The following is a 24,959-nucleotide window of genomic DNA, read 5'->3' as shown; positions in this document are numbered from 1 at the left end:
TTATTATAAATTGCTACTTACTTATCCATAAGTGGTGTTTGCTTACTTTATATTAATTCAAAACACTTGATACACGCGCAATGATATCATTCTACTTCTTCGCAAGTTTTTTCAGCAATTTTATATGATGTCTTAGAATAAAATGGCTGATTCGCTTCTAAAATTGATGGCGCATCTTCTCCATACAAATTAATATCATTAGGTATGCATTGTGTTTCTAACGTAAATCCTGAATGTGCTTTATAAATATTGAAATCACTTTCCCATTCCGTAGTATCATTAAATGTAAATATCACGACATTGGGCATATCAGTTTCAACAGTCAGTTGAAAATGTTTATTTTCAACTGTCATACCTTGCTCTCCAATCTGAAACGGATGATCTAGACCACCATAACGTTTCATTTGTGATTGAATGTCATGATGCTCACTATTAAAAATATCTTTAAATTGAATGTGATTGCGTGCAAAAACATGTTCTAAATTTAGTGGCTTTTGTTTTGTCACAAAATGATCGTTATCTAATAAATGCATTTTTAATGTTGAACTTGAAATACTATGGTTATCGATAACATTATTATCTCTGTTCAAATTAAAGTAAACATGATTCATAGGATTAAAAATTGTTTTTTCGGTAGTAACGGCTTTATACTCAATTGTCCATTTGTGATCAACGTCATAAGTATGTATCACCTCTAAATCGATATTTCCTGGAAAATAATCATCTGATTGCTGAATTGTAGTGGAAAACACAATTTTCACTTGTCCTACTTGTTCAAATATTTCATAATCAAAATAACATTTATCAATACCGTTATAACCACCGTGAATATTATTTTTACCATCATTCGTATCTAATCGATACGTTGTACCATCCAAATGAAATTCTGCATTTGCAATCCGTCCACCATAACGGCCTACAGTAGCACCAAAATAAAAAGGATTTTGTTGATAGAATTCATCCGCTTCTACCACATTACCTAATACAATATTGTTATCATCATATTTCCATGACACGATACGAGCGCCATAGTTTGTGAAAACAATCTTAGTTGCTTCATTGTCTATCTTAATTAAATCAATACCATTACTTTGTCTTTCTACTTTTGCAAACATCATCAATTACTCCCTTTCAAACCAAACATATTATGATTCACTTAGACTTTCAGTTCTATCTTGAATAAAACTTCAAACAAATTGAATGTATCGAACCACAGTCATGAACACCATCTTTGTTTTATAAAACAAGACATAGGAGTCCTGGTAGTTCTAAAATTCATTGCTTTTAAAGTGAATGAGACAACATTTAAAAATGAGCTAAGGTCAATACGCACTCAATATCTCCCCAAATTATTGAGCAAAATACTTCATCCACTAAAATTTAAAATTCCAAAATAGCTTACTACTTCCCTTAGTAAATATCTTACTTATCTATAGTGTAACAACTTAACTAATTCATTATCTATACTAATTATTCATTCTATCAAATATTATTTAAAATTGTGATATTTTTTCTATTTTTTATAAATATGTTTTATTTGGCATATTCAACAAACTCGAGGACCCTGTTTTACAATTCATACTTTCATAAAAAAAGTAGGAGTGAAACCATCATGTTGTTTGAGTTTCATTCCCCTACTTATATATTATGATACGGTTTTTAAAAGTTATTTGTTCATCTATAACTCATTTCTATAATCGTTAACATATGTTAATTTTTTCCGAAAACACGTTTCATAGATTTAAACAGACCTTTATCAAAACTTAAGATTGTATCTTTATAACTTCTTACTGCAATGTAAAGCAAGATAAATATGGTTACTATTGATAGACTCATACTTATTACAATTTCCCAAGTAGCTACATCAGGTGTTGATGCACGTAAAAACATGATAAAGGGAGATAATAAAGGAATAAAACTTGTAATCCTTATGATAGTCGTGTCAGGGTTTATAACACCAAACATTGCCGTATATAATGCAATGATACTAATCAAAGTCATTGGCATAAGTGATTGATTAATGTCTTCGATACGTGAAGTAATCGATCCCAAAATAGCTGCCAATATAATATAGGAAAGTATACCTAAAATCAGCGATAGTATACCAACGATGATTAATTGTACTGTTAGATCATTCGGCTGTACATCAAATCCTTTAAGCATATCTCCAATATCAAATAACAGTACACTTATAATACCTACTACAATGAAAATACTAATTTGTGTTAATGCCACAGCAATGACGCCACACAATTTAGCAAGTATGTGTGTTACTGGTGATATGCTTGTAATAATCATTTCAATGACACGTGACGTCTTCTCAGTTGCAATTTCCATCGCTACTTGATTGGCATAATTTATGATAATGAAAAACATGAGCATAATACCTGCATATACGATAATCGTATTAAATGTTTTTTGTGATTCACTTAAATGTGTGCCATTCGCACTATCTGAAAGCACTTGTGAGCTTACTTCACTTTGAGATTGCAATTGCTTTAGCTCATCTTCAGATAGGTTCAAACTAGATGCCACAAGTTTGGTTTGGATAGCTGATAAAGTAGTTTGTAATTTTTGTTCATCTGTTTTCGAAACGGTATCCTTACTTAATATTTCACCAGTCAATTTATGATTATCATGTAATTGAATGACATACGCTTTATCTAAACTTTCATTTTTCACTTGTTGATGTGCTTGTGATTCTGTCAATTTTTTAAATTTCGCATCACTATCAAGATGATCACTTTGTGCTTTAACCCCTTTATATATTGAGTCTTGATTGACTACGATACCAATCTTATCAGGCCCATTATCAAATAGATCAACGATTTTATTAATATTAGCTGCCGCCAACATTAATACAACGACAATTGCTGTGAAAATCATAAATGATTTTGTTTTAACTTTACTTTTATACGTAAGTGAAAAAGTAGCCCAAAATTTATCCATTTACCTCACCTACTTTATCTATAAAAATCTCATTTAATGTTGGTTCTATCACTTGAAATCTTTTTACAAAACCATACTGCACAACGATATGATATATTTCCTCTGCAATAGATTCGTCTTCTATTAATGCTCGTATTTCCCTCTTATTGCGTTCCACTTGGATAACCCCATTGATATCATCTATTTCTGGCATCGTTTGATTGGTTTCAATGATTACGCTTTTATTGCCGTGATTTGCTTTCACTTCACCAATCGGCCCTGAAACAACAAGTTCACCTTTATTCAAAATACAAACATCATCACAAAGCTCTTCTACATGCTCCATCCTATGAGAACTATAAATAATCGTCGTTCCTGCATCATTTAAATCTTTTACAGCTGATTTTAATAATTCAACATTAACTGGGTCTAAACCACTAAAAGGTTCATCCAAGATTAATAACTTTGGATTATGTAACATACTTGCTAATAGTTGTATTTTTTGTTGGTTCCCTTTAGATAATGATTCAATTTTCTTGTCCCTATTTTCTTCAATATCAAAACGATTTAACCAATAATCAATGGTTTTAGTTATTTCCTTGGATTTCATCCCTTTTAATGTAGCTAAGTATCTTAACTCATCGACCACTTTCATTTTTGGATGTAATCCTCGTTCTTCAGGCAAATATCCAATTTTATCATATATTGATTGGTCGATTGCTTTATCTTTATACAAAATTTGTCCTTCAGTAATCGGCGTCAACCCAAGTATCATTCTAAATGTTGTTGTCTTTCCTGCACCATTACGTCCTAAAAAACCTAGCATGTTTCCTTGTTCTAAATTTATCGAAATATCATTAACTGCTGTAAAATCCTTATATTTTTTTGTAACATTTGCTATTTTTAAGGACATGACAAGTTTCCCTCCCTTAAAGTCTGTTAAGTATATATTGATAATAACATTTCACACCTTAAATATACATTTCAAATTGTCTTATATATAGAAGTTCTCATTTTGGTTCTTTCCAATGTTACAGCATGAGTCACAGCAATGATAGGTACAAATGTAGATGATGCTTTTTCATCGCTACAATATTTTACATGATGTATTAGGATTACATTATCTAAATTTATCTTATTTAAATGAATAAACTTTATAAAAACCCAAGTATCACGAAGCATATTAACAGCCTAACTCGTATACTTGGGTTTATTTTAATTATTGTTCTCTATACATGTCATCAATCTTAGTATATTGATTTGCGTATTTATGGCTCGGACCATATTTATTTGTTTTGCGTTCACTATCCAAACAACTAACGACTAACGCATAAATACCAAAGCCTATATAGAATGCGTACATCAATACAATGAAAATTATACTTGCAATATGATTCAAATCTGAATCTAATACAGCTATGATTAAAAATATGATGTAAGAAAATACTGTAATGCCTAAATAAATAAGCGGTAATAACATTGTTCTACCTGTATCATGAAACCTTCTAATAAATATTGCCCAATTAGGTATCAGCGTAGCCAAACCGTACACAACGAAATATATTAAACTGATGATAAGAAAAACTACGCTTATCATAATGACTGTTTCAGATTGAGAAGCAGCAGCGCTTATTAATGCAACCAAAGCAATAAAATATACAACGAACGCTGGTACTAGAAAAATTAAATGCCATAAAACCATATACCAATATTCACTTCTGCGTGCACGGCCCTTGAAGTTAAAATAATTTTTCCAAAATAGTTTGAATGCTTCTCCAAACCCAATTTTTCTTTCCAAATTGCTCCCCCCGTTTCAAGTTCATTTGATATAATGTTTATTTAACTTTAATATAGTCATTGATACTTTAACTAGACTTTTTAATTTTTAGTAAACTTATAAGGTTATTCTACCAAAATTTACACATGGTTGTAACACAATTTTACAATTTAATAAAAAAGTTTGAAAAACATTTAATTTCTAAAACTATTATATGGAGGATTAGTAAATGGATTTTTTACAGCGAGATACAGTCACTATCGCCAAAGATTTATTAGGCGTACGTGTCATTTTCGAAGATGAATTACATACGTTTACAGGATACATTGTTGAAACTGAAGCATATGTTGGAAAAAAAGATCAAGCTGCTCACGGATTTAATGGCAAACGCACACCCAAAGTAGAATCTTTATATAAACTGGGTGGCACAATTTATGCGCATGTGATGCATACCCATCTACTTATCAACTTTGTAACGCAATTAGAAGGTGTACCTGAAGGTGTACTGATACGTGCTGTTGAACCAGAAGAGAATATTGAAGCAATGCGCTTAAATAGAAACAAAGACGGCTTTGAATTAACAAATGGCCCTGGAAAATGGACTAAAGCATTTAATATACCAAGACATCTGGATGGTTCACGATTAAATGAAGGCCATCTAAAAATAGATACAAAAAACCGTAAATACCCTAAACATATCGAGGAAACACCGAGAATTGGTATCCCCAATAAAGGTGAATGGACACAAAAACCACTTCGTTTTATCGTTAAAGGCAATCCGTACGTTTCCAGAATATCAAAACGTTCTACGGTACCGCCACAGGATACATGGCGTTAAAAAAGGAAACAGAGCTTTATATTTAATATATGCTCTGTTTCCTAAAATATTATTAAACTATTTGAATTATAATCGCTCATTTTAAATGCTCGTCTATGATATATGTTTTACTTTTCTACGCATTACCACAAACAAACTAAAAATTATTTAGAAAGTTTTTTATCTTTATCAAGTAAACCGAATTGTATCGTAATAACAGTACAAACAACAAATATCACAGGATAAAATGTGTATTTTAAAACTTCTATATAAGAAACATCACCATACTGTTCAACCATTAACATACCACTATCATGTGGCAACACCATTAAGGCACAACAAGCAAATATATCTAATAAGCTTGCCATTCGTTTAGGCGGTACCTTATATTCATCTCCAATTTCTTTAGCGATAGGCGCAGAAATTAAAATAGCTAACGTGTTATGTGATAAAGCAGCAGAAAGCACACCAGACATTAAACTAATCACATATTCCGCACTTTTACGGCCTTTTGCTTTCTCTTTCATTGTCTTAATGATCCAATCAATACCACCATAATATCGGATTAACGCCACCAGTCCTGATACTAAAAACGCCACAAGAAAAATAAGGAACATACTTTCCATACCTTCACCTATAGCTTTCGTAAACTGAAATATTCCCAAATTACCTTGAGCCAGACCAATGATACCTGCCATTATAATGCCAATGATTAGCACTAAAATCACATCTAGACCTGCGATTGCTGCTACAAGTACAAATAGATACGGCAGTATATTGATAAAGTTAAAACTTAAATCACCTTCTACTTTACCCGTTCCACCCACAACTGCATATATCATTGCAGTAATAAGTGCAGCAGGTAGTGCAATCAATACATTCATCTTAAATTTATCTTTCATTTTAGCACCGACACCATTTGTTGCTGCAATTGTCGTATCTGAAATAATGGATAAATTATCACCAAAATACGCACCAGCAATCACAGCGGCACCAGCTGCTGCAACATTTAAATCCGCTGCTTGCGCTACAGCAACACCTACAGGAATAAATGCAGCTTGTGCCCCCGTAGAAGTACCTAAGGTTAGTGCAGCAAAACCGCTCATAATAAATATCCCAGGTATAAGTAGACTTGGTGGGATTACAGTAAGTCCCATATTCACCATTGCTGTTTTACCGCCCATTTCCGATGTCACCGTAGAAAAAGCGCCTGCTAATAAGAGAATTAGACCTAGATTAACAATACCGGAGTTACCTGCATGTTCTGTAAATATTTCAACTTTTTTAGTGAATTTTGTTTTTCTATCATAGCATGTCCAAGCAATAATGATGCCAATAAAAATAGCAACATGTCTTGGTAATTGATCAAAAGCATCTTCCTTACCCATTATGGTAAAAGTAATACCTACACCAATGTATAACCCTAAAAATATGACTAATGGCAGAAGTGCTAAAAAACCATATTGCTTATCACTTCTATTAAATTCCTGCATAACACTCCTCCTGATAAACCTAGTAATTTTATATGGCATATAGTATATCAAAAAATGAGTAAACACAGAAATTTAAAATCTCACCACGTCTCATGCTAAAAATAAAATGTGAGCATGAGTCAAAATCCAATTGACTTATGCTCACACACTGTTACTTAATAATTAATCTTACAGATTTAGTTGATTTCAGCATCACCTGTATCTGTTTTAATATGAATGAGATTTGATCCATTTCCTACTTGTTTGTTTTTAAACAAGTGATTGTTAATATCCAGCTCTCCTACGTCACTATCAAATTCTATCCGTGTATTGTTAGGCTGTTTGTCCGAGTAATCCATTGTTATATCGCCCACATCCGTTTTCACTTTAACCGGTTTATCAATTGGCATATCTTTGATATCAATTGAGCCAGTATCACCTTCGAACTCACCCGAATTAAATTGAGTTTTTGTCACATACATATCCGCAACATCAACCTCAGCAATTAAACGATCAAATTTTGCATGACTAATATTCAATTCCCCTACATCCGCATATAATTTAGCATAATCCGCTTTTATTTGATCAACCATAATCGAACCGGATTCAGTATTAACATTTAAATGACTTAATGATTTTGGTAAAGTAATCGTGACATCATTATGCTTAAAATCCATAAATGTGATATCAACATTGCTGTCTAAGGGTTTATCTTTCACATATAACGTTCCGTTTTTCACCGTAGTATCCATATTTATTTTATCGTTGGTGCCTCGTGATTCAACTTTTAGTTGATCTCCTCTTTTTAATTTTATATTACTGTTGCTCAAATCTACATTGAGTTTTTTCACCTCAGCATTATTATCATATACTTTATTATAGTTCTCAGTGACTTCTTTCGATTTTTTACTTTCTACTTGAAACTGATTTACCACACCAATGCCGCAAACAATCGTTATAATTAATCCAATTATGAAGAGGATAATTAGTGTTTTCTTCATGAAACCCCACTCCTTTTCACCACGTTTATGTTCCATTTGAGATACTTCACACAAATTAAATAAAATGCTTTAGTAATTAAATACGTAATCACAAATAACATTAATCCCATACCGAACAATGCACCTACCGCATAAACATCAAAAAGTAATATATTTTCAAACCCATTTAAAAACCCTTTCACTAATAACAATATTGGACTTAAAACAAATGAAATTGTAGTGACAATCAATGAAACAACGATACTCAACACGAAAATAAACGGTACTAAAATTACAAAGAAATTTAATATACTTAAACCCATCACTGCAAAAATGGCATTTCCTACGTCACCAAATTTTTTACTGTCAACAGCTTTTTCTACAGCAGCTGTCGCATTCATTTCTTTAGCTAAAGTTCTAGGATCTCCTAACTCCTCTGAAATTTGTGCTTCTGATTTACCTTCTTTCAGTCCACTATAAAAATGTGTTTCATATTCATTTAAAATATCTTGTCGTTCTGCATCAGAATCATGTTTTAAATGTTTATGCAATTGTTTTAAAAATTCATTTTTAGTCATTCCATTCACTCTCCTTTATAAATATTTCTACAATACTTGAAAATGATCGCCATTCATGTAATAAATCAGCTAACCTGTCATTACCTTGGTCAGTGACTTTATAATATTTCCTTGCTGGTCCTTCTGAAGAAGGTTGGTAGTATGTCGTGAGTTCTCCATTTTTCACTAATCTTCGTAACAATGGATATACTGTTCCTTCTGCAATACTCATATGCCTCGAAATATTTTGAACGAGCGAGTAACCATACTGGTCATCTCTTTTGATTATTAGCAACACAATAAGTTCAAGTGCGCCTTTTTTAAATTGACTATTCATATGTTACCTCCTATGGGAAACCAGTACTATACATTACACAGTAGCTGTCAAACAGAATATAACACACACTACTGTACATTGCAAGGTACTGTGCTATAAATATCCTTGATTAATTCCTCTTTAATTTTTGCGTATCAGACAATAGTATTATTGTCTGAAGATTACAAATAAAACAATCACTATTTATTCTATTTAGTATTTAATTCCAAACTAGATTTATGCGATTTAAATATGTATAATAGATAGCATGGAGTTTTGTAAGCACTTTCTTCATTGTCATTTTGCACACGACTCCATCCATATAACAAGACACACAGGAGAGTTTCATTTGAAATATAAGGGGGATTGAAAATGCTAGAGCTAGATGCAATTACTACTTTAGCAATCGCAAGTTTGTTATACCTGTTAGGTATATTTATTGTTAATCATGTTTCAATATTAAGAAAGCTTTGTATCCCAGCACCTGTTATCGGAGGCTTAATCTTCTCGATTTTAGTTGCAATTTTACAATCTACGAACATTATAACAATCAAACTAGATTCTGAATTCATACAAAACTTCTTTATGCTTGCGTTCTTTACAACAATTGGATTAGGCGCTTCTTTAAAGTTACTACGTTTGGGCGGAAAAGTACTCATTTTATACTTTATATTCTGCGGTTTTCTTGCAGTCTTCCAAAACCTAATTAGTGTTTCATTAGCAAAAGTATTAAATATTCCACCATTATTAGGCTTAACAGCTGGTTCTATGTCTATGGAAGGTGGCCATGGAAATGCAGCTGCTTATGGGCAAACTATTCGAGACATGGGGTTTGATTCTGCATTGACCGCAGCTTTAGCAGCAGCAACACTAGGCCTTGTAGCTGGTGGTTTAGTCGGTGGCCCTGTAGTAAAATTTTTAATAACTAAGTATAATTTAAAATCAGAACATGCAGAAGAAACAACAACAGACTATGGTAACGTGAAATCTAATGAATACTTACATAATCGCATGAACCCTACTACCATCTTTTTATTACAATTTACGATTGTAACTATTTGTATGGCAATTGGTTCATATTTAGGAAATACATTCTCTGAATTAACTGGTATCAATATTCCTATATATGTTGGTGCAATGTTTGTAGCAGTTATCATTCGCAATATTTCTGAATATAATAATTTAAATCTTATTGATATGAAATTCGTTGATAAAATTAGTGACATATCACTAAGCCTTTTCTTATCAATCGCTTTGATGAGTATACAACTTACAGAAATATATCAATTAGCTTTACCTTTAATTATTATTGTTTTAATACAAGTAGTATTTATCGTGTTATTCTCAATTTTTATCGTATTCCGCGGTTTAGGAAAAGATTACGATGCAGCTGTAATGATCGGTGGGTTTATTGGTCATGGTCTAGGTGCAACTCCAAACGCTATGGCAAACTTAGATGTTATTACCAAAAAATTCGGTGCTTCACCAAAATCATATCTGGTCGTACCGATTGTAGGTGCATTTTTAATTGATTTACTTGGCGTCCCAATCGTTACTACATTTATCAATCTATTCTAATGCTGAATTTTGATTTTTAACATAGGAAAGATTCTGAGACATAGATCTTAAAAAAAATAGCACTCTGATGATTCAATTCATCGGAGTGCTTCTTATTTTGTTTCTATACTTCATATTGTTGGCTCGCTTTCTTAGGCGCAGCTTCAGCTTGTCCTGTTCCCTCAAGCAGCTCGCCAAAATACAACGTATTCATATGTCATTTCACATTAAAATACTCAAAAACAAGGTCTTATATCAACCAAAATGATGTTAAAAATTATTCTACATGCATACAGACAATCTGAATGCTTTGGTCTTGTAACTGAAAAACTGCTTAATGATTGTATCTGAAAGTTGTAGCTCTCACAAAATCAAACACCTTCTTATAAAACAATGAATCGTTTTAGAGTAAATCTTAAATTAGATGTCCTATTAGAATCTTTATTTCTTGCTATTAATAGTATTTAATATGAGAAAAGTAGTAACTCAATGAGCTATTTATAATTAAAACAATATAGACAAAGGCAATTTCTATATTGTTCAATAGAAATTGCCTTTGTCTCTTATACAAGAACTTTATGTCCAAGATTCTTTTAATTTATCTTTAATCATCAATGATTTAATATACGAAAGTTAACACAGTAGTTCATGACTAGATTTACTAAAATAAATTTCAATAAAATCTTAATTATAAATATCGATATTACGCTGCTCTATCCAAGATTGTAATCTAGGGCCAAAAATCAATTTAGCGCGTTTTAAATCATTTATCGTAGGCGCATTTAACATCGTCATAATTTTTCTCATATGTTCAGTAAATTGCTCAGTATAGTTTAATGTTTCTGTAATACCATAATTTTCAACTTGATTTAAAAATGGGCGCGACATACCCACCGCACTTGCCCCAAGCGCTAAACATTTCACAGCATCTAAAGGAGACCGTACGCCACCACTAGCAAGTATATTCATATCTTTTTGATAAGCAGTGCTTTCTAATAATGATTCCACAGTTGTTTGTCCCCACATACTTAAATAGTCCATGTCCTTGTAGGCACGTCTTTCATTTTCAATATCTACAAAGTTCGTACCACCACGTCCGCTCACGTCTACATATCTTATGCCAATTTCATTTAAGTTTTTGATTGTTTCTTTACTCATACCAAAACCTACTTCTTTGACAATCACTGGAACATCTATCCGTTTCACAATTTGTGCAAGATTGTCCATCCATGTAGAAAAAGTTCTATTACCTTCAGGCATGACTAATTCTTGAGGTGCATTGACATGTACTTGTAATGCTTGAGCATCAAGTAATTGAACTGATTGAACAGCTTTATCAACAGGCACATCGGCGCCGACGTTACTAAATATGATACCTTCAGGATTGGCCTCACGCACGATTGTAAATGATGATGCCATATTGCTATTACGTAACGCTGCATGTGTAGAACCTACTGCCATTGCCATACCACTTTCACGTGCCACGATTGCCAATTTTTCATTAATTTGTTTCGTCCATTCGCTGCCACCAGTCATCGCATTAATATAAAGTGGTTGACTGAGCGTGAAATCTTTTAGCGAATGTTCAAGATTAACATCACTCACATCTATACTCGGAATAGAATCATGTACAAATCGAATTTCATCAAAATCTGAGATTGAAGCATCTGTTTGTGCCATTGCAATCTCAACGTGTTCATTTTTTCTTTGTTCTCTTTTTAAATCACTCATTATTTACTCCTACCTCAAAAATTTTTATTTTGTCAGTTTTCAAACTGCGTCATTAATTTCATACCATGAGACTAAAACCATTTTTCTTTTTTAAAATAAATCACACAACCTATACTAATACAAAACATTAGTGCTAAGACAAAATAATAACCATATCGCCATTTTAATTCTGGCATGTTTATAAAATTCATACCATAAATACCTGTAATTAATGTCAACGGTAAAAATACAACTGACACTAAGGTGAGGACTTGCATAATTCGATTCATTTTATATGAAGCATACGATGTCAAATTATCTTTTATTTCGTTTGTCATTTCTTGACATATTTTCAAAATATTTTGTTGCTTAATCATATGATCGTCAATATGTTGAAGATAAAGCTGGCTCTTATCATCTAAAAATAATTGATGACTTTCTTTTAATTGATTGACTAATTCTGTCATGGGATAAATGACACGCTTTAATTTAATTAATTCCGATCGTATCTTAAATACATTGTCCATCTCAAATTTCATAGAACCCTTTGTATTTTCACTATCTTCAAATTCATATACCTTATCTTCGATAGCATAAACGAAATCAAAGTAACCGTCTACTAAACAATCCAGCACCAAGATAAATATATGAGTTGGGAGAATGTTATTTGTCATTTGTGTTTTAATAGTGGTTTCAATCTTCTTTAAAATATCAAAAGGTTGATGATGGTATGTAATTAGTAAACGATCTTTTATAAAAATATTTAAAGCTTTTGCATTGAAATCTCCAGTTTTCACATCATGTACTACAATGTACTGATATGTGTCATAAGCTTTGTATTTAGCTCTCGGTGTCCCGTTTACTGTATCATCAATTTCAAGTTTATTAAAGTTAAAACGTGTTTTTAAAAATGTATTTTCTGCCTCAGTCGGTTGATTAAAATCACACCATATAAACTGCGCTGTTTTCGGAATATCTTCTAAACAATTAGCGCTTGTGAGTTTATTTTCAGACGATAAGTATCTCATTGTGATAGCCATAGGTCACCCCTATAATCATTTTCTTTATTTTATCACGAAATGCTATTTGTGTATGTTATATACAATTTTTAGTAAACTTAGGTTAGCAAAATTAATATATATGCTTAATCTAACAATTAAAGTATTAAAGGAGATGTAACGATGAGCAATCCTTTCACATTTTCCAACAATGTGACACCTGATATGATTGACCATAATGGGCATGTACATGATGCAAACTATAATATGGTTTTCAGTGAGGCAATTAATCAATTTAATTATACACATGGCTTATCTTTAGCTGAACGTGACAAGTTAAATTACACATTATTCACTGTTGAAGAACAAACAGCTTATTTATCAGAATTAACTGAAGGTGATACATTTACCATTACAATCTACATCTATGATTATAATGAAAAAAGCTTGCATTTCTTTTCCATCATGACAAACCAAGATGGTATTAATATAGCAACAAATGAAGCAATGATGTTAGGGATTGATCGCACAATTAATAAAACAGCGCCCTTTCCTAAATCATTTGCTGACCAAGTTAGCAATTATTATGATAATCAACAATTAATCGAATGGCCTAAACAATTAGGTCATAAAATCGGTATCTCAAGATAAGGAGTGCTTAAGATGTCACAAAGTGTAATCGACGCAATCAAAGTGCAGCTTTATGATTTAAACGATGATATGAAAGCTGCGCTTAGCGAACTTAACCAAAACAAACAGCTAGTTATTAATGGTCCTGATCATCAATTGATTAAGCGCGGATTTGATATCAGTTATTACCAAGGTCAGAAACAAGCGATAGATACGATTCATTCATTAGTCGAACAAATTGATGTAGAAGAAGATTTAGTTCAACGCTACAGAACTTTTGTTCAAGAAGAAAAACAACTGTATAAAAATAATCTCTTAGAATTTAAAAATATGGATGAGCCAAAGCAAGATTTCAATGAATTTATAGCACTCTACTATAAATTAAAAGGGACACAGACTATTTTAACTGTCATTGATACAATAATGAACGAACACTACTAATTCAATGAACTATTTGGGACATATAAAAACAGACGCAAGGCAATATCAACACATTTATGTTTGATGTCTACCTCGCCTCTGTTTTTAATTTTTTATAGGCTTATCATGCTTCTAAAATTCAGTTATATGCTAACGCATTAACGTTTATCATGAATTGTATTGACGATTTCTTTTACAACTTTATGAGATTCTCTAATAGGTAATAATGCGAATGCATTCACCATTTTTTTAAAGGTATACAGTTGTACTGGTTGACGCATATCTTCTAACATATAAGTTAACCTTTTCATATCTGGTAAATAAATCTCTCTTCCACCACCAAATATATATATAGGCGGTAAACCAAATAATTCTCCATAAATTGGTGATAATCTACTATCATTCAATGGAAGATTATTGGACCATACTTTCATAATTTTTTGTAAACCTTCTATATTTATGATGACATCTTTATCGATTAAGTCATCTGTAATATTTTCATTATTCAATTGAGCATCTAACATAGGTGAAAACAAGTACAATTTAGCTGGCAAAGGTTGATTGTTAGATTTTAATTGTTGCACAAAACTCATCGCTAATGCCCCCCCAGTACCATCACCCATCACAATAATATCTTCATTACTGCATTCTGTTAATAATTGTTGATACACTTTATGAATCGCAGTATATGTATCCTCAACATGATATTTAGGTGCTTTTGGATAAATAGGCAATACAACTTCGTATAAAGTACTTAATGCAAGTTTATCCATAAATCTCCAATGAAAAGCTGAAGGCTGTAAAATATTATACCCACCATGAATATAAAGTATTTTCTTTTGTTGGCTATGTCTAAAACGAAATCTGAACAACTGCATATCATCCATCATTTGTTTTTCTAAATCTGATTTTACATTTAACGTTTCAGGTTGTTTGTGCTTTTTTTCATTCATCGTTAATCTTTTTTGTAAAAATTTTTCAAAGCTTTGTTGGTTATCAAATATAATTGAACGATGTGGTAATAAGTATTTATTAACAAATTTTGTTGTTAGTCTTGATTTCATACATAATCATCCCTATCTTTTTGTAACAAATTTTAGAATTATAGAATTTTTGTTTCAATTCAGTATTTAAAATAAATTATATGATAAAATAAAAATAATGACATAAACGAGAAGTTATAATAGATATTGAAATTTTAAAAATATGACAATTCATACTAAAAATTAAAATATTCAACTACATTGGTTAAAATGTAACAGTTATCACATATTATAACAAAATAAAAGTCATAAAATAACTAGATCCCCCATCTAATGTTATGAAAGGAGTAAGTTATGACCGCAAACAATCACCAATTTAAAGATTTTGAACACACTTTAACGAATGAAACAATGCAACGAGGCACTCGCTATGGAAAAAAGAAAAAATCTTGGGTTAGCCTTATTATACAAGTAATCGTCTTAATTCTAGTTGCAATTTCTGGTTACAGTATGTTTAAAGAGCCCATATTCAATTTAGTTTTCGTAGATAAATCGGTTAATTTTAAAGAATTAACGAATTTTCAAGAAACCATCAATAACTTAACACATTTAAATATAAATATAGAAAGCATTGATAACTTACAAACAAGTATTGATCGCTTAATACTTGTATTTTATATATTTTTTATCGCCTGTATATTAAGTTTAATCTTAACTATTTTTACATTATTTTTTAATAAAACGATTTTGAAAATAGTTAATATGTTTATCATAGCGATCATGCTTGCAATTACTTTTGGTTTTTCTGCATTAATTAAAAATATTGCTACAAGAATTGCCGATTCAATGAATCAATATTATATAACTGTTGATTCAAACCAAATATTAACAGAAGCAAATGCAATCCATAACGCTTTTATTTTATTAAGTTGTAGTATTGCTTTACTTTTAATTAGTTTATTCTTTAGAAATCGGAAACCAAGAATTTAACTTCGTTCAAATTTTATCAAAAAGCTGCTACATATAGTATATTAAGCCCGAAAATGTATGCCGAAGTTCATTTTCGGGTTTCTTTTATACCTATAGATCGATGCACCAATCGATTAATATATTTGATAAAATTAAAGTCAAACCCTAAAAGGTCTCAACTTAATTATCAAATTTATTTAGACCACGTGGCTTTTTACTTTTAATGTATATAATACTAGTAATTATCTGAGTCACAAAAGTATTCATTATAAGAAAATAGTAACGCAGACTTTATTAAAGATTAAAAAAGCGACAATTTCTATACAACTGTTATAGAAATTGTCGCTTTTTCGTTAGTCAGAAATGTTATATCACTGATTCTTTTTCTTATTCTTCATTTGAAATGTAATGTGACTTGCCTTTTAAGAACAAGCTCAAAATAAATGCCAACGCACTTAACAAAGTAGCGATTAAGAAAGCACTATTTACGCCGTTAATTGAAGCTAGCTTTTGCACAAATTCTAAAACTTGAGAAGTTGCCATTTGTTCTCCACCCATTGCTTGAGCCATTTCTTGTAAACGGTCTTTAATAAATGGATTTGTTTTATCTAAATCCTGTGTATATGATGCAATATGTTGAGTTGTTTGTGTAGACATGACTGTAACTAGTAATGCCGTACCAATTGAACCAGCCAATTGTCTCAATGTATTAGTTAATGCATTGCCGTGTGCGATGAGTCTTTGTGGTAATGCGTTCATACCAGCAGTCATTATTGGCATCATGATAAAACTCATACCAAATGAACGAATGATATAAATAACCATTAAATGACCATACGTTGTATTCATATTTAATTTTGTTAATTCCCACGTAGCATAAGTCATAATGGCTGTCCCTACTAAAGCTAGTGGTTTAATACCTATCGTATCTAATAATTTTCCTGCTATTGGGCCCATTATACCCATTATTAGAGCACCTGGTAATAATAATAAACCTGATTGTACTGGTGTAAAACCTCTTAAGTTTTGTAAGTAAAGTGGTAATAAAATCATACCACCAAATAAACTCATGGTTACAATCATGTTAATAACTGTTGTTAATGTAAAACCTGAGTATTTTAAAACTTCCATGCTTAGCATTGGCACACGCATTGTAAGCTCTCTAATTACAAAAGCAATAATAAAGATCACACCAATAATAAGCGACACTACAACTATTGGAGAACTCCACGTGTTATTTCCCGCTTCACTGAAGCCGTATAATAACGCACCAAATCCAATTGTACTAAATATGATGCCGGGGATATCTGCTTTAGGGTTTGTAGTAACTTGATATACTCTAAACCATATATAAGCGATAGCCAATGAAATAAGCCCTATAATGAACATGCCATAGAACATCACGTTCCAATGATAATTTTCTACAATATAACCTGATAATGTTGGTCCTATTGCAGGTGCTAAAATCATTGCTATACCGAGTGTCCCCATTGCTGCGCCACGTTTTTCAGGTGGGAATATAGTCATAAATACATTTGTACCGAGTGGCATTAAGACACCAGCACCAATAGCTTGCAGTACTCGGCCAACCATCATTATTGTAAATGAACCTGATATACCACAGACTAACGAGCCAATCGTGAATAATGTCATCGCTATTAAGAATAATTTACGATACGAATATTTATTAAATAAATAGGCACTGATTGGTATTAGAATACCATTCACAAGCATAAAGCCTGTCATAAGCCATTGACCTGTATTAGCAGAAATATTAAAATCTGTATTTATTTTAGGTAATGCAACATTTAATAACGTTTGGTTTAATATAGCTATAAACATACCGAAAATCATCGCTATTAAAACTTTACCTTGAGAAGTGCCTTTTCCAAACATAAATGAACTATGTTTAGCTTTTAGCTTTTCATTTACCTGTGCTTCTTCAGAATTCGGATTGATTTGTTCATGATCCGAATCATGTTGTGTCGATGATTCAGTAGCGTCACTATCAGAGTGCGTTGCCTTTTCTGGCTTTTCGTCTATTGATTCATCTTTGTTTTGTTCTTGATTTTCTGTTGTTGTTTTGTCGTCTTTAACTTTAAATTTAGATTGATAACTTTCGTTAGAAGCAATGCTTTCATGCTTAGATTGTTCCATTTTTCTGGCAGATTTTTGCTTATTTCTTTTCATGATAAAGAAATTTAGTCCGCCGACAAGAATGAGCGCTATGACTACGTAAACAATAATGAAGGTCATTGTCATTTTAAGACCCCCTTAATTTTTATGAATTTTTACTTCAGCGTTCATTCCTGGAACAACATTTTTAGATGGTTTTGAATCTAGTGAAATTTTCACTGGTACCACTTGTGATACTTTTGTATAGTTGCCATCACTGTTTGATGAAGGCATCATTGAAAAGCTTGAAGCAGTTGCTTTGCCTACTTCTTCTACTTTACCTTTTAATTCAGCGTCTTCACCATCTAATTTAACATTTACATCTTTACCTTCCTCAACGTCTGCAATATCTTTTTCATCCACGTTAGCAGTTATATAAGAATCATCTAAATTATAAGCATAAGCGATTGGTGTGCCAGCTTGAGCCATTGAACCTTCCATGCCATCAACTTTTACAATTGTGCCATCTTTAGGCATTTTAATACTCATATCTTGAGATTGACCGCCTTCACCTTTAGCAGCAATCTCTGCAACTTTGTCACCTTTGCTTAATTTTTCATTATTTTTGACATCAAGCGATTTGATTTCGCCAGAAGCTGGAGCTGATATTTTAATTTGTTCTCCATCCACTTTAGCATTATCCGTACTTACAAAAGATGTTGCTTGATTATAAAAATGGAATCCTACGACACCAATAATTACAAGTACAACAATGGTAATGACATTGATTAATACCATTTTCTTCATGATACTTTCCTCCTATTTGCATTTAAAATTCACCTTGTATATTATAAAGAGATGAAATTTAAAAGTATACCGACACTTAAATAAAATGTGTTGGGTACGTTATTTATGTTCTATGAAGGAGTTATTATGAAACAAAATGCTAAACGTAAAATCATCCATAATATGATTGCATTACTAGAGCTACATCCGTTTGAAAATATAACTATCAAAATGTTATGTGCATATAGTGATATAAATAGGACAACTTTTTATGATTACTTCGTAGATAAATATGATCTTTTAGCTACAATACAGTCACACCATATTCAGAAATATAAAAAACTATTAGAAAATCTATATAAAAGTTCTGAAGAGATTGCAGATAATTATTCGAAACTATATCAGTTTTTCAAAATCATTTTACGCTATATTAAACGCCATTATGGCTATTTCCATGCTATTTTAGTCACATATCCTAATCGAGACTTGTTTTTTGAATATATGCATGCCACGCGTGATACCTATATTAAAATTTTGGATGACTATACCAGTGTTATAAATAAAAAACAATTTGTAATTTACGCACTAGGTGGCCAAATGGGTCTTGTTTATACTTGGATTAAAGAAGGATGCAATCAACCGGTAAATGATTTAGCTCAAATTTTATTAGCTAATACAATTAAGTTGAATCGTTAAGTCATTTCCTAATAAATGATCTAATTAAAAAGACTACTAAATTTCTACAAAATAATAGAAGTTTAATAGTCTTAGATTATTTCTAATTCAAATATATAGAACAGCTTGATACCTACCATGCAACATCATGTCAATGCTATACTTCACCTTGGTTTAGCAAAATTCTAGCCTTCGCCACTTCGAATCATTCCTGCAAAATAAATTAGCTTGGAATAAAAATCTAATTTGTTTAAAATGACATTATTGCTACATCCATGAATGTAAGCGCATGTTTAAATCAACTTAAAGTACTTGACTTGAAACACATGCACCAGCTACTTACCAAAATACTAAAAAGATTTTATTTCATCCTCTCTTAGGCTCACTTGCTTGTTCTAAATACAAAATAACTCATCACTTGCAACACTATGAGTAATATACCTGCAATTAGGATAATTGTGACATAAGGTACATAATTTTCTTCTCCCATTAAACCTACGAGAGGTGAAATCACCCCACCTAATAAGTATTGGATAAGTCCAAGTAAACTTGATGCGCTTCCATTACCCCCAGTACGTTCATCCATTGCTATAGAAAATCCCAGTGTTGCTACACCAGTAACCGGTGCAACAAGAATAATAAAACCAAAGCATAAAATCCATATTGACAAGTGATTTACTAAAGTAAACGTTACACTCAGAATTCCTACTAATTGAATCAATGTCAAAATTCGTAATAACATTTGCCTATTTATAAAATCAACCAACTTACCAGTCAATTGACTTGAAACAATCAGACTTATACCAACAACTGCAAACATAATACTAAATTGCTGTGGAGACATACCATAAATATGTTGAGTAATAAATGGAGAAGCTGAAATATAACTAAACAATATGATAAACGTAACCCCTTGAATCAACATTGGTAATACAAAACGTGGTGCTTCTAATAATTGTAAGAAATTCTTAAAAATACTTCCCATATGAGGGCTATCCCTATGTTCAATTGATAATGATTCTTCCACTTTAAACATTGTTCCAAAAAACATGAGCATGCCAAATATGGTAAGTACGACAAACACCATATGCCAAGTTGAAAATGATAAGATCACACCGCCTAAAGCGGGTGCTAATACAGGTGCGACGCCATTGACTAACATGAGTAAAGCTAAAAATTTCGTTAATTGTTTACCACTGTATAAATCGCTTGATATTGCTCTAGAAATAACTGCGCCTGCGCCTCCACAAAAACCTTGCACAAATCTTAAAATGATCATCCACCAAATATTGTTTACAAAAATAATTCCTAAACTTGCTAATGTAAATAACAACATCGCAATCATAAGTGGTTGTTTACGTCCGATGGAATCAGAAATAGGACCAGTAAATAAATTCCCAATAGCTAAGCCAATCATAAATAAAGATAAAGTTAATTGTGCATTTGAAGTTGTCGTATTAAAATCAGTCTGAATTTGAGGTAAACCAGGTAAAAACATATCTATAGATAAAGCACCAATTGCAGTTAATGCACCTAGAATTAAAATGAAAATAAGTGATTGCTTTTGTTGTTGATTGTCTGACATCTTATAACTCCTTCAAATATTACTTAAAATACTCAATTCGACGATAACTACATTTAATTATGTATTTCTTACTGACTTATTACAATATTATGAATAAGCATTATTATCATTATAGCTTTAGCTCAAAAACAAAGAAAGCGTCAATTTCTACTAACTGTTATAGAAATTGACGCTTATACATGAGTCAGAATGAGTTTATTCTCAAATTGCTCTATTTTTCTACTACTACATTTATCAAAGTGATATTGACAAGCATTTCACTACATTACTATTCCGAATATTTCACTACCTTGAGATTACTGGCATCATCATCGCCTTCAAGTTGATAGTTCACTTCGCCATACTGTCCGTCTTCTTTGACGGTTTGAGCAGTAATATAAAATGTTTCACCTTGTCTCACAATTTCAGTGATTTGTGGCTGTGGTAAATAAAAAATAGCATTTTCTTTCACTTGATTTTTTGTAGACTTGTAGTTATTGCTATTCTTTTTCAGATAAGATGAAACTAAATTAAAGTTACTTTGGCTATGCGCGTTATTCATTGCAGCAGTATAATTACCGAAAAAACGAACCACCTTATTTCTGAAACTATTTTCTTCTTTTTCTTTTTTATCAACATAATCTTGAATTTCATCACCATCAAAATTCAATGTTACATATGTTTTATCTTTCAAGTTATCCGTTTTAACAGTCGTTTCAGCTGATTTAAATGTCTTTTTCTTCGCTTCACCTTCGGCAGAAACTGTTAATTCTTGTGTTTTTGGATATGGTCCTATTTCTTTATTATTATTATAGTCATATGTTTTATCATTTACTTTCACTTTAACCGTATCTTTATCAATTTCTGATGCGCCTTTTAAATCTAAGACAATATAAGCTTCATTAAAATCTTCTGAAACGTCAACTGTTTCATGATTACTATTATTAAAATTAAATTTGAGTTCACCACTAAACTGTCCGTTAGCCATTTCCTTTTTAGACTCGATAACGTAATCACCTGGTATGAATTCACCAAGTACCGTCGTCTTATTCTTCTGTGCGTGAACAGTTCTTTGCTTATCATTTGCTTTAAATTTATATGTTGCATCGTACTTAGGCTTTACAATCGCTTCTTTTGTAGGTGCTGTAAAACTCATGTTATCAAATATCAAATAACGTCGCCCATTTTTACTGATACGCAAAACTTTTTCACCATTTTTGGCTGTTACAAAGTCTTCCTCACTCGTCTCATTATTATTTAAAGAAGCTATTTTTTGTTTAATATCTTTTGTATATTGTTTCATGCCAACTTCTTTTTTATATATTTAATATAAGCTTTAGCCTCATTTTCATCCACACTATTATTTTGTGTGCTTAATAAGGTTGATAATTTTTGAGTATCATTATTATCTACAGCATTAATTAATATTTCCGATTGTGCTTCCGGAGAATTAAAATTTTTCAATAAGATAAATATAATCACCAGTAGAATAATGATAAAAGCTGCAATACCCCAGGGAATAATTTTCCTTGCTTTGTTATTAACAGTTTTTTTGTTTTCTTTTGAAGTTCGAGTCATTTTTTCGTTACTTGTCGACTCTATACGATAGCCACAATGACTACATCTTCGTTGTCCTATCCTTATATTTCCCCCACATTTAGGGCACTTTTGCATTTTATCACCACGCTCAGTCCTTAATTTTTACATTATCCCGTTATTTTAACATAATATATTTATAAACTATATGGCTTTATCAAGCCATTTCCACCAATTTTTTGTAGTTTTTTAATTAAGTGAAATTTATTTTTACGCTACCTTATTTCTATTATATGTATATAAATCAGTAAAAGATATACATCATTAGTCCAATGTCTTCTTATATCTTCTATGATTTTTTCTTTCATCTTATATAGCTTAAGCTTTTAATTATGCACTTCAAATGAATCATTTTAATTTGGCTACGTCATTCCGGTTGTTGAAGCATGATTTTAATTAAATGTATTTAGCTTTGCTTTTAAATACTTTCATTGCTTATACTATTAAATACTGTGCTTCAAATTGAAATTTTTTAATCTTTGGTCAATAATTTCTAAAACATAACGTGCTTGTTCGATTTGTTCATCAGACAAGTCGTGTAAAATATCACTAACAATCGTATTGATAATTTCCTTACTTTGTTTATTAAATTGTTTGCCTCTTTCTGTTAATTTAATATATTTTAATCTTTGATCTGTATTTTCTTCTGCTTTCTCCCATTGAACTACTTCTGCTTGTATTAATTTTTTGATTCTCCGGCTAACTGCAGCTTTATTTACGCCTTGTCTTTCAGTTATTTCAGTTAACGTCATGGTTTTTTCGTTTTCTAACATTAATATAACATTGGCCTGCTCTTTTGATACGTTATAGTCTTCTCTTAATTCTTTTAACAATTTAGCTAACAAAGTATTCACATCATTTATAAATTCACCCATAAAATCAATATGACTACTTAAATTTTTAACCATAACTTCTCGCACCTCTACTATTCTAGCTCACATAAGTAAACGTTATTTTTTTTATATTATGTTTATAATATCAATATTCGAGATGGTATAAAAGCAGAAATTTGTATTCACTGCGTTTTTTAATTGTTAAATCTAGCAAAATTACAAAATACAATACCATTAAAATTTGATTAATTTTAATAATTGCTCTACATTTAAAATATTATAAACTTTCGGGGTGAACCATGTATACGTTGTCTTTAATTATAAGTTTAATTATTTTATGTGGTTTTATTGCTATGATTAAAAATTTCAAATTCACTACTAATTTAACTTTTTTTGTAATTCAAATTATTTTAGGTTACTTTGTAATCATCTTACATGTAGGTAAGTTATCTTTGCCTATGCCACTCATATTCACTATGTTTGTTGGCGTGTTGTTAATACACATCAAACATCATCATTTATTTAAACATAGATTAAGCGCACTTTTTTTGCGCCGTTTGTATGCTATTGCATATAGAGTATTACTATTTATGATTGCTTGTGCTTATATTAGTCTAATACCTGTAGGTATCAATGTGATTTTTTATTGGTTAGCTGCTATTGCATTTAGTGCATGTTTCACCTTCATTTGTTATGCGCTTTGCACATCTGCATTTTCAAATGTTACATACAAAGAAGACTTTGATGTCATATTGGTGTTAGGCGCAGGTATTTTTACTGATCAAGTAACACCTATGCTAGCTAAAAGATTAAACAAAGCTATAGCATTACACCATTTAAATCCAAATGCTCGACTCATTGTAAGTGGTGGACAAGGTCCTGACGAACCAATTTCAGAGGCCTTGGCTATGTATCGATACTTAGTCCAAAGAAATATTAATCCTTCAATGATAGTACTTGAAGACCAGTCTACGAGCACTTTAGAAAACCTTAAATATACAAAAGTGCTCATTCAACAATTATATAGATATGAACCAAGTATCCTATGTGTCACAAGTCAATTTCATATTATGCGCGCTTTAAGGTTTGGACAAAAATTAAACCTCAACTTAAAAGGTGTCGGCAGTCATACACCTTATCATTTCTTTGAAATTGCATTAATTAGGGATTTTTTAGCAATCATGTACCAATATAAGCTTTTACTAACTTGTTACTTTGTAGTGTTATTTTGGGCAAGTATGATGGCGTTGTGGCATATTCCATCCATTTAAAGCCA

22 protein-coding genes and 3 pseudogenes are annotated in these 24,959 nt (G+C 31.4%); 8 read left to right on the top strand and 17 right to left on the bottom strand.

Features of this window, described 5'->3' with window-relative positions:
* Window positions 1-86 precede the first annotated feature (86 nt).
* The 4 genes from JG554_RS03000 to JG554_RS02985 all read right to left on the bottom strand — a co-directional run bounded on the left by JG554_RS03000 (window position 87) and on the right by JG554_RS02985 (window position 4,726).
* Window positions 87-1,115, bottom strand: a complete 1,029-nt coding sequence (locus tag JG554_RS03000) for an aldose epimerase family protein (protein WP_046208513.1) — start codon at window positions 1,113-1,115, stop codon at window positions 87-89.
* Window positions 1,116-1,710: 595 nt separating this feature from the next.
* A complete protein-coding gene (locus tag JG554_RS02995; protein ID WP_070037542.1) occupies window positions 1,711-2,949 on the bottom strand; it encodes an ABC transporter permease in 1,239 nt (412 codons plus the stop codon).
* Window positions 2,942-3,841, bottom strand: coding sequence for an ABC transporter ATP-binding protein (locus tag JG554_RS02990; RefSeq protein WP_203265368.1), 900 nt, complete (start codon window positions 3,839-3,841; stop codon window positions 2,942-2,944). Before JG554_RS02990 ends, JG554_RS02995 begins: the two co-directional genes overlap by 8 nt.
* A 306-nt stretch (window positions 3,842-4,147) precedes the next feature.
* The gene (locus JG554_RS02985; protein ID WP_070037534.1) at window positions 4,148-4,726 is read right to left on the bottom strand and encodes a DUF805 domain-containing protein; all 579 of its coding nucleotides are present in this window, start codon (window positions 4,724-4,726) and stop codon (window positions 4,148-4,150) included.
* 208 nt (window positions 4,727-4,934) lie between these two features.
* Between JG554_RS02985 and JG554_RS02980 the strand changes: the two genes are divergently transcribed.
* Window positions 4,935-5,543 (top strand): DNA-3-methyladenine glycosylase, encoded by a 609-nt coding sequence (locus tag JG554_RS02980; protein ID WP_046208518.1) that lies wholly within the window; start codon window positions 4,935-4,937, stop codon window positions 5,541-5,543.
* Window positions 5,544-5,686: 143 nt separating this feature from the next.
* Here JG554_RS02980 and JG554_RS02975 read toward each other — a convergent pair whose 3' ends face one another.
* The 4 genes from JG554_RS02975 to JG554_RS02960 all read right to left on the bottom strand — a co-directional run bounded on the left by JG554_RS02975 (window position 5,687) and on the right by JG554_RS02960 (window position 8,868).
* Window positions 5,687-7,015: a Na+/H+ antiporter NhaC family protein gene (locus JG554_RS02975; protein ID WP_046208519.1), complete on the bottom strand. Its 1,329-nt coding sequence runs from the start codon at window positions 7,013-7,015 to the stop codon at window positions 5,687-5,689.
* 176 nt (window positions 7,016-7,191) lie between these two features.
* Complete coding sequence (locus JG554_RS02970) at window positions 7,192-7,995, bottom strand: DUF4097 family beta strand repeat-containing protein (RefSeq protein ID WP_070037531.1); 804 nt, start codon at window positions 7,993-7,995, stop codon at window positions 7,192-7,194.
* Window positions 7,992-8,552, bottom strand: coding sequence for an HAAS signaling domain-containing protein (locus JG554_RS02965; protein ID WP_070037528.1), 561 nt, complete (start codon window positions 8,550-8,552; stop codon window positions 7,992-7,994). The genes JG554_RS02970 and JG554_RS02965 overlap by 4 nt, the downstream gene beginning before the upstream one ends.
* Window positions 8,545-8,868: a PadR family transcriptional regulator gene (locus JG554_RS02960; protein WP_046208522.1), complete on the bottom strand. Its 324-nt coding sequence runs from the start codon at window positions 8,866-8,868 to the stop codon at window positions 8,545-8,547. The genes JG554_RS02965 and JG554_RS02960 overlap by 8 nt, the downstream gene beginning before the upstream one ends.
* A 351-nt stretch (window positions 8,869-9,219) precedes the next feature.
* Here JG554_RS02960 and gltS point away from each other — a divergent pair, with 351 nt between their 5' ends.
* Window positions 9,220-10,425: a sodium/glutamate symporter gene (gene gltS, locus JG554_RS02955; protein ID WP_203265367.1), complete on the top strand. Its 1,206-nt coding sequence runs from the start codon at window positions 9,220-9,222 to the stop codon at window positions 10,423-10,425.
* Window positions 10,426-10,665: 240 nt separating this feature from the next.
* Window positions 10,666-10,866, top strand: a pseudogene (locus JG554_RS13185) (IS5/IS1182 family transposase); the annotation flags it as partial.
* A 222-nt stretch (window positions 10,867-11,088) separates the two neighbouring features.
* On the opposite strand, the gene fni reads toward JG554_RS13185, so the two are convergent.
* Window positions 11,089-12,135 carry a type 2 isopentenyl-diphosphate Delta-isomerase gene (gene fni / locus JG554_RS02950; RefSeq protein ID WP_046208524.1) on the bottom strand — a complete coding sequence of 349 codons (1,047 nt, stop codon included), beginning with the start codon at window positions 12,133-12,135 and terminating at the stop codon, window positions 11,089-11,091.
* A gap of 71 nt (window positions 12,136-12,206) precedes the next feature.
* Complete coding sequence (gene corA / locus JG554_RS02945; RefSeq protein WP_070037526.1) at window positions 12,207-13,154, bottom strand: magnesium/cobalt transporter CorA; 948 nt, start codon at window positions 13,152-13,154, stop codon at window positions 12,207-12,209.
* 141 nt (window positions 13,155-13,295) lie between these two features.
* On the opposite strand from corA, the gene JG554_RS02940 reads away from it, so the two are divergent.
* Together JG554_RS02940 and JG554_RS02935 are read left to right on the top strand one after the other, a co-directional pair.
* Window positions 13,296-13,763: a thioesterase family protein gene (locus JG554_RS02940; protein ID WP_064209339.1), complete on the top strand. Its 468-nt coding sequence runs from the start codon at window positions 13,296-13,298 to the stop codon at window positions 13,761-13,763.
* Between the two features lie 12 nt (window positions 13,764-13,775).
* Window positions 13,776-14,183: a hypothetical protein gene (locus tag JG554_RS02935; RefSeq protein ID WP_070037523.1), complete on the top strand. Its 408-nt coding sequence runs from the start codon at window positions 13,776-13,778 to the stop codon at window positions 14,181-14,183.
* A 137-nt stretch (window positions 14,184-14,320) separates the two neighbouring features.
* Here JG554_RS02935 and JG554_RS02930 read toward each other — a convergent pair whose 3' ends face one another.
* A complete protein-coding gene (locus tag JG554_RS02930; protein WP_070037519.1) occupies window positions 14,321-15,226 on the bottom strand; it encodes an alpha/beta hydrolase fold domain-containing protein in 906 nt (301 codons plus the stop codon).
* 273 nt (window positions 15,227-15,499) lie between these two features.
* Between JG554_RS02930 and JG554_RS02925 the strand changes: the two genes are divergently transcribed.
* Window positions 15,500-16,135, top strand: coding sequence for a hypothetical protein (locus JG554_RS02925; protein ID WP_070037516.1), 636 nt, complete (start codon window positions 15,500-15,502; stop codon window positions 16,133-16,135).
* 366 nt (window positions 16,136-16,501) lie between these two features.
* Here JG554_RS02925 and JG554_RS02920 read toward each other — a convergent pair whose 3' ends face one another.
* Both JG554_RS02920 and JG554_RS02915 read right to left on the bottom strand, forming a co-directional pair.
* Entirely contained in the window at window positions 16,502-18,376 is a 1,875-nt protein-coding gene (locus tag JG554_RS02920) for a DHA2 family efflux MFS transporter permease subunit (RefSeq protein ID WP_046208530.1), read from the bottom strand.
* Between the two features lie 12 nt (window positions 18,377-18,388).
* Window positions 18,389-19,036 (bottom strand): HlyD family secretion protein, encoded by a 648-nt coding sequence (locus tag JG554_RS02915; RefSeq protein WP_046208531.1) that lies wholly within the window; start codon window positions 19,034-19,036, stop codon window positions 18,389-18,391.
* A gap of 126 nt (window positions 19,037-19,162) precedes the next feature.
* On the opposite strand from JG554_RS02915, the gene JG554_RS02910 reads away from it, so the two are divergent.
* Window positions 19,163-19,711: a TetR/AcrR family transcriptional regulator gene (locus tag JG554_RS02910; RefSeq protein WP_046208532.1), complete on the top strand. Its 549-nt coding sequence runs from the start codon at window positions 19,163-19,165 to the stop codon at window positions 19,709-19,711.
* A 361-nt stretch (window positions 19,712-20,072) separates the two neighbouring features.
* Here JG554_RS02910 and JG554_RS02905 read toward each other — a convergent pair whose 3' ends face one another.
* From JG554_RS02905 to JG554_RS02895, 4 genes and pseudogenes are all read right to left on the bottom strand, one after another.
* Complete coding sequence (locus tag JG554_RS02905; RefSeq protein ID WP_070037513.1) at window positions 20,073-21,275, bottom strand: putative multidrug effflux MFS transporter TcaB; 1,203 nt, start codon at window positions 21,273-21,275, stop codon at window positions 20,073-20,075.
* A gap of 268 nt (window positions 21,276-21,543) precedes the next feature.
* Window positions 21,544-22,461: pseudogene (locus JG554_RS02900) on the bottom strand (TcaA NTF2-like domain-containing protein); the annotation flags it as partial.
* Window positions 22,459-22,928: pseudogene (locus tag JG554_RS13180) on the bottom strand (TcaA second domain-containing protein); the annotation flags it as partial. The pseudogenes JG554_RS13180 and JG554_RS02900, both read right to left, overlap by 3 nt.
* A 365-nt stretch (window positions 22,929-23,293) precedes the next feature.
* Entirely contained in the window at window positions 23,294-23,758 is a 465-nt protein-coding gene (locus JG554_RS02895) for a MarR family transcriptional regulator TcaR (RefSeq protein ID WP_019468867.1), read from the bottom strand.
* A 224-nt stretch (window positions 23,759-23,982) separates the two neighbouring features.
* Here JG554_RS02895 and JG554_RS02890 point away from each other — a divergent pair, with 224 nt between their 5' ends.
* Complete coding sequence (locus JG554_RS02890) at window positions 23,983-24,954, top strand: YdcF family protein (RefSeq protein ID WP_019468866.1); 972 nt, start codon at window positions 23,983-23,985, stop codon at window positions 24,952-24,954.
* The last annotated feature ends 5 nt before the right edge of the window (window positions 24,955-24,959 follow it).

It is taken from the genome of Staphylococcus sp. 11-B-312 (genome assembly GCF_016743055.1).
In the GTDB taxonomy this organism is placed as follows: Bacteria; Bacillota; Bacilli; order Staphylococcales; family Staphylococcaceae; genus Staphylococcus; species Staphylococcus ureilyticus.
The sequence above is the reverse complement of the archived record's forward strand: the minus strand, read 5'-3'. Positions and strand labels throughout refer to the sequence as shown.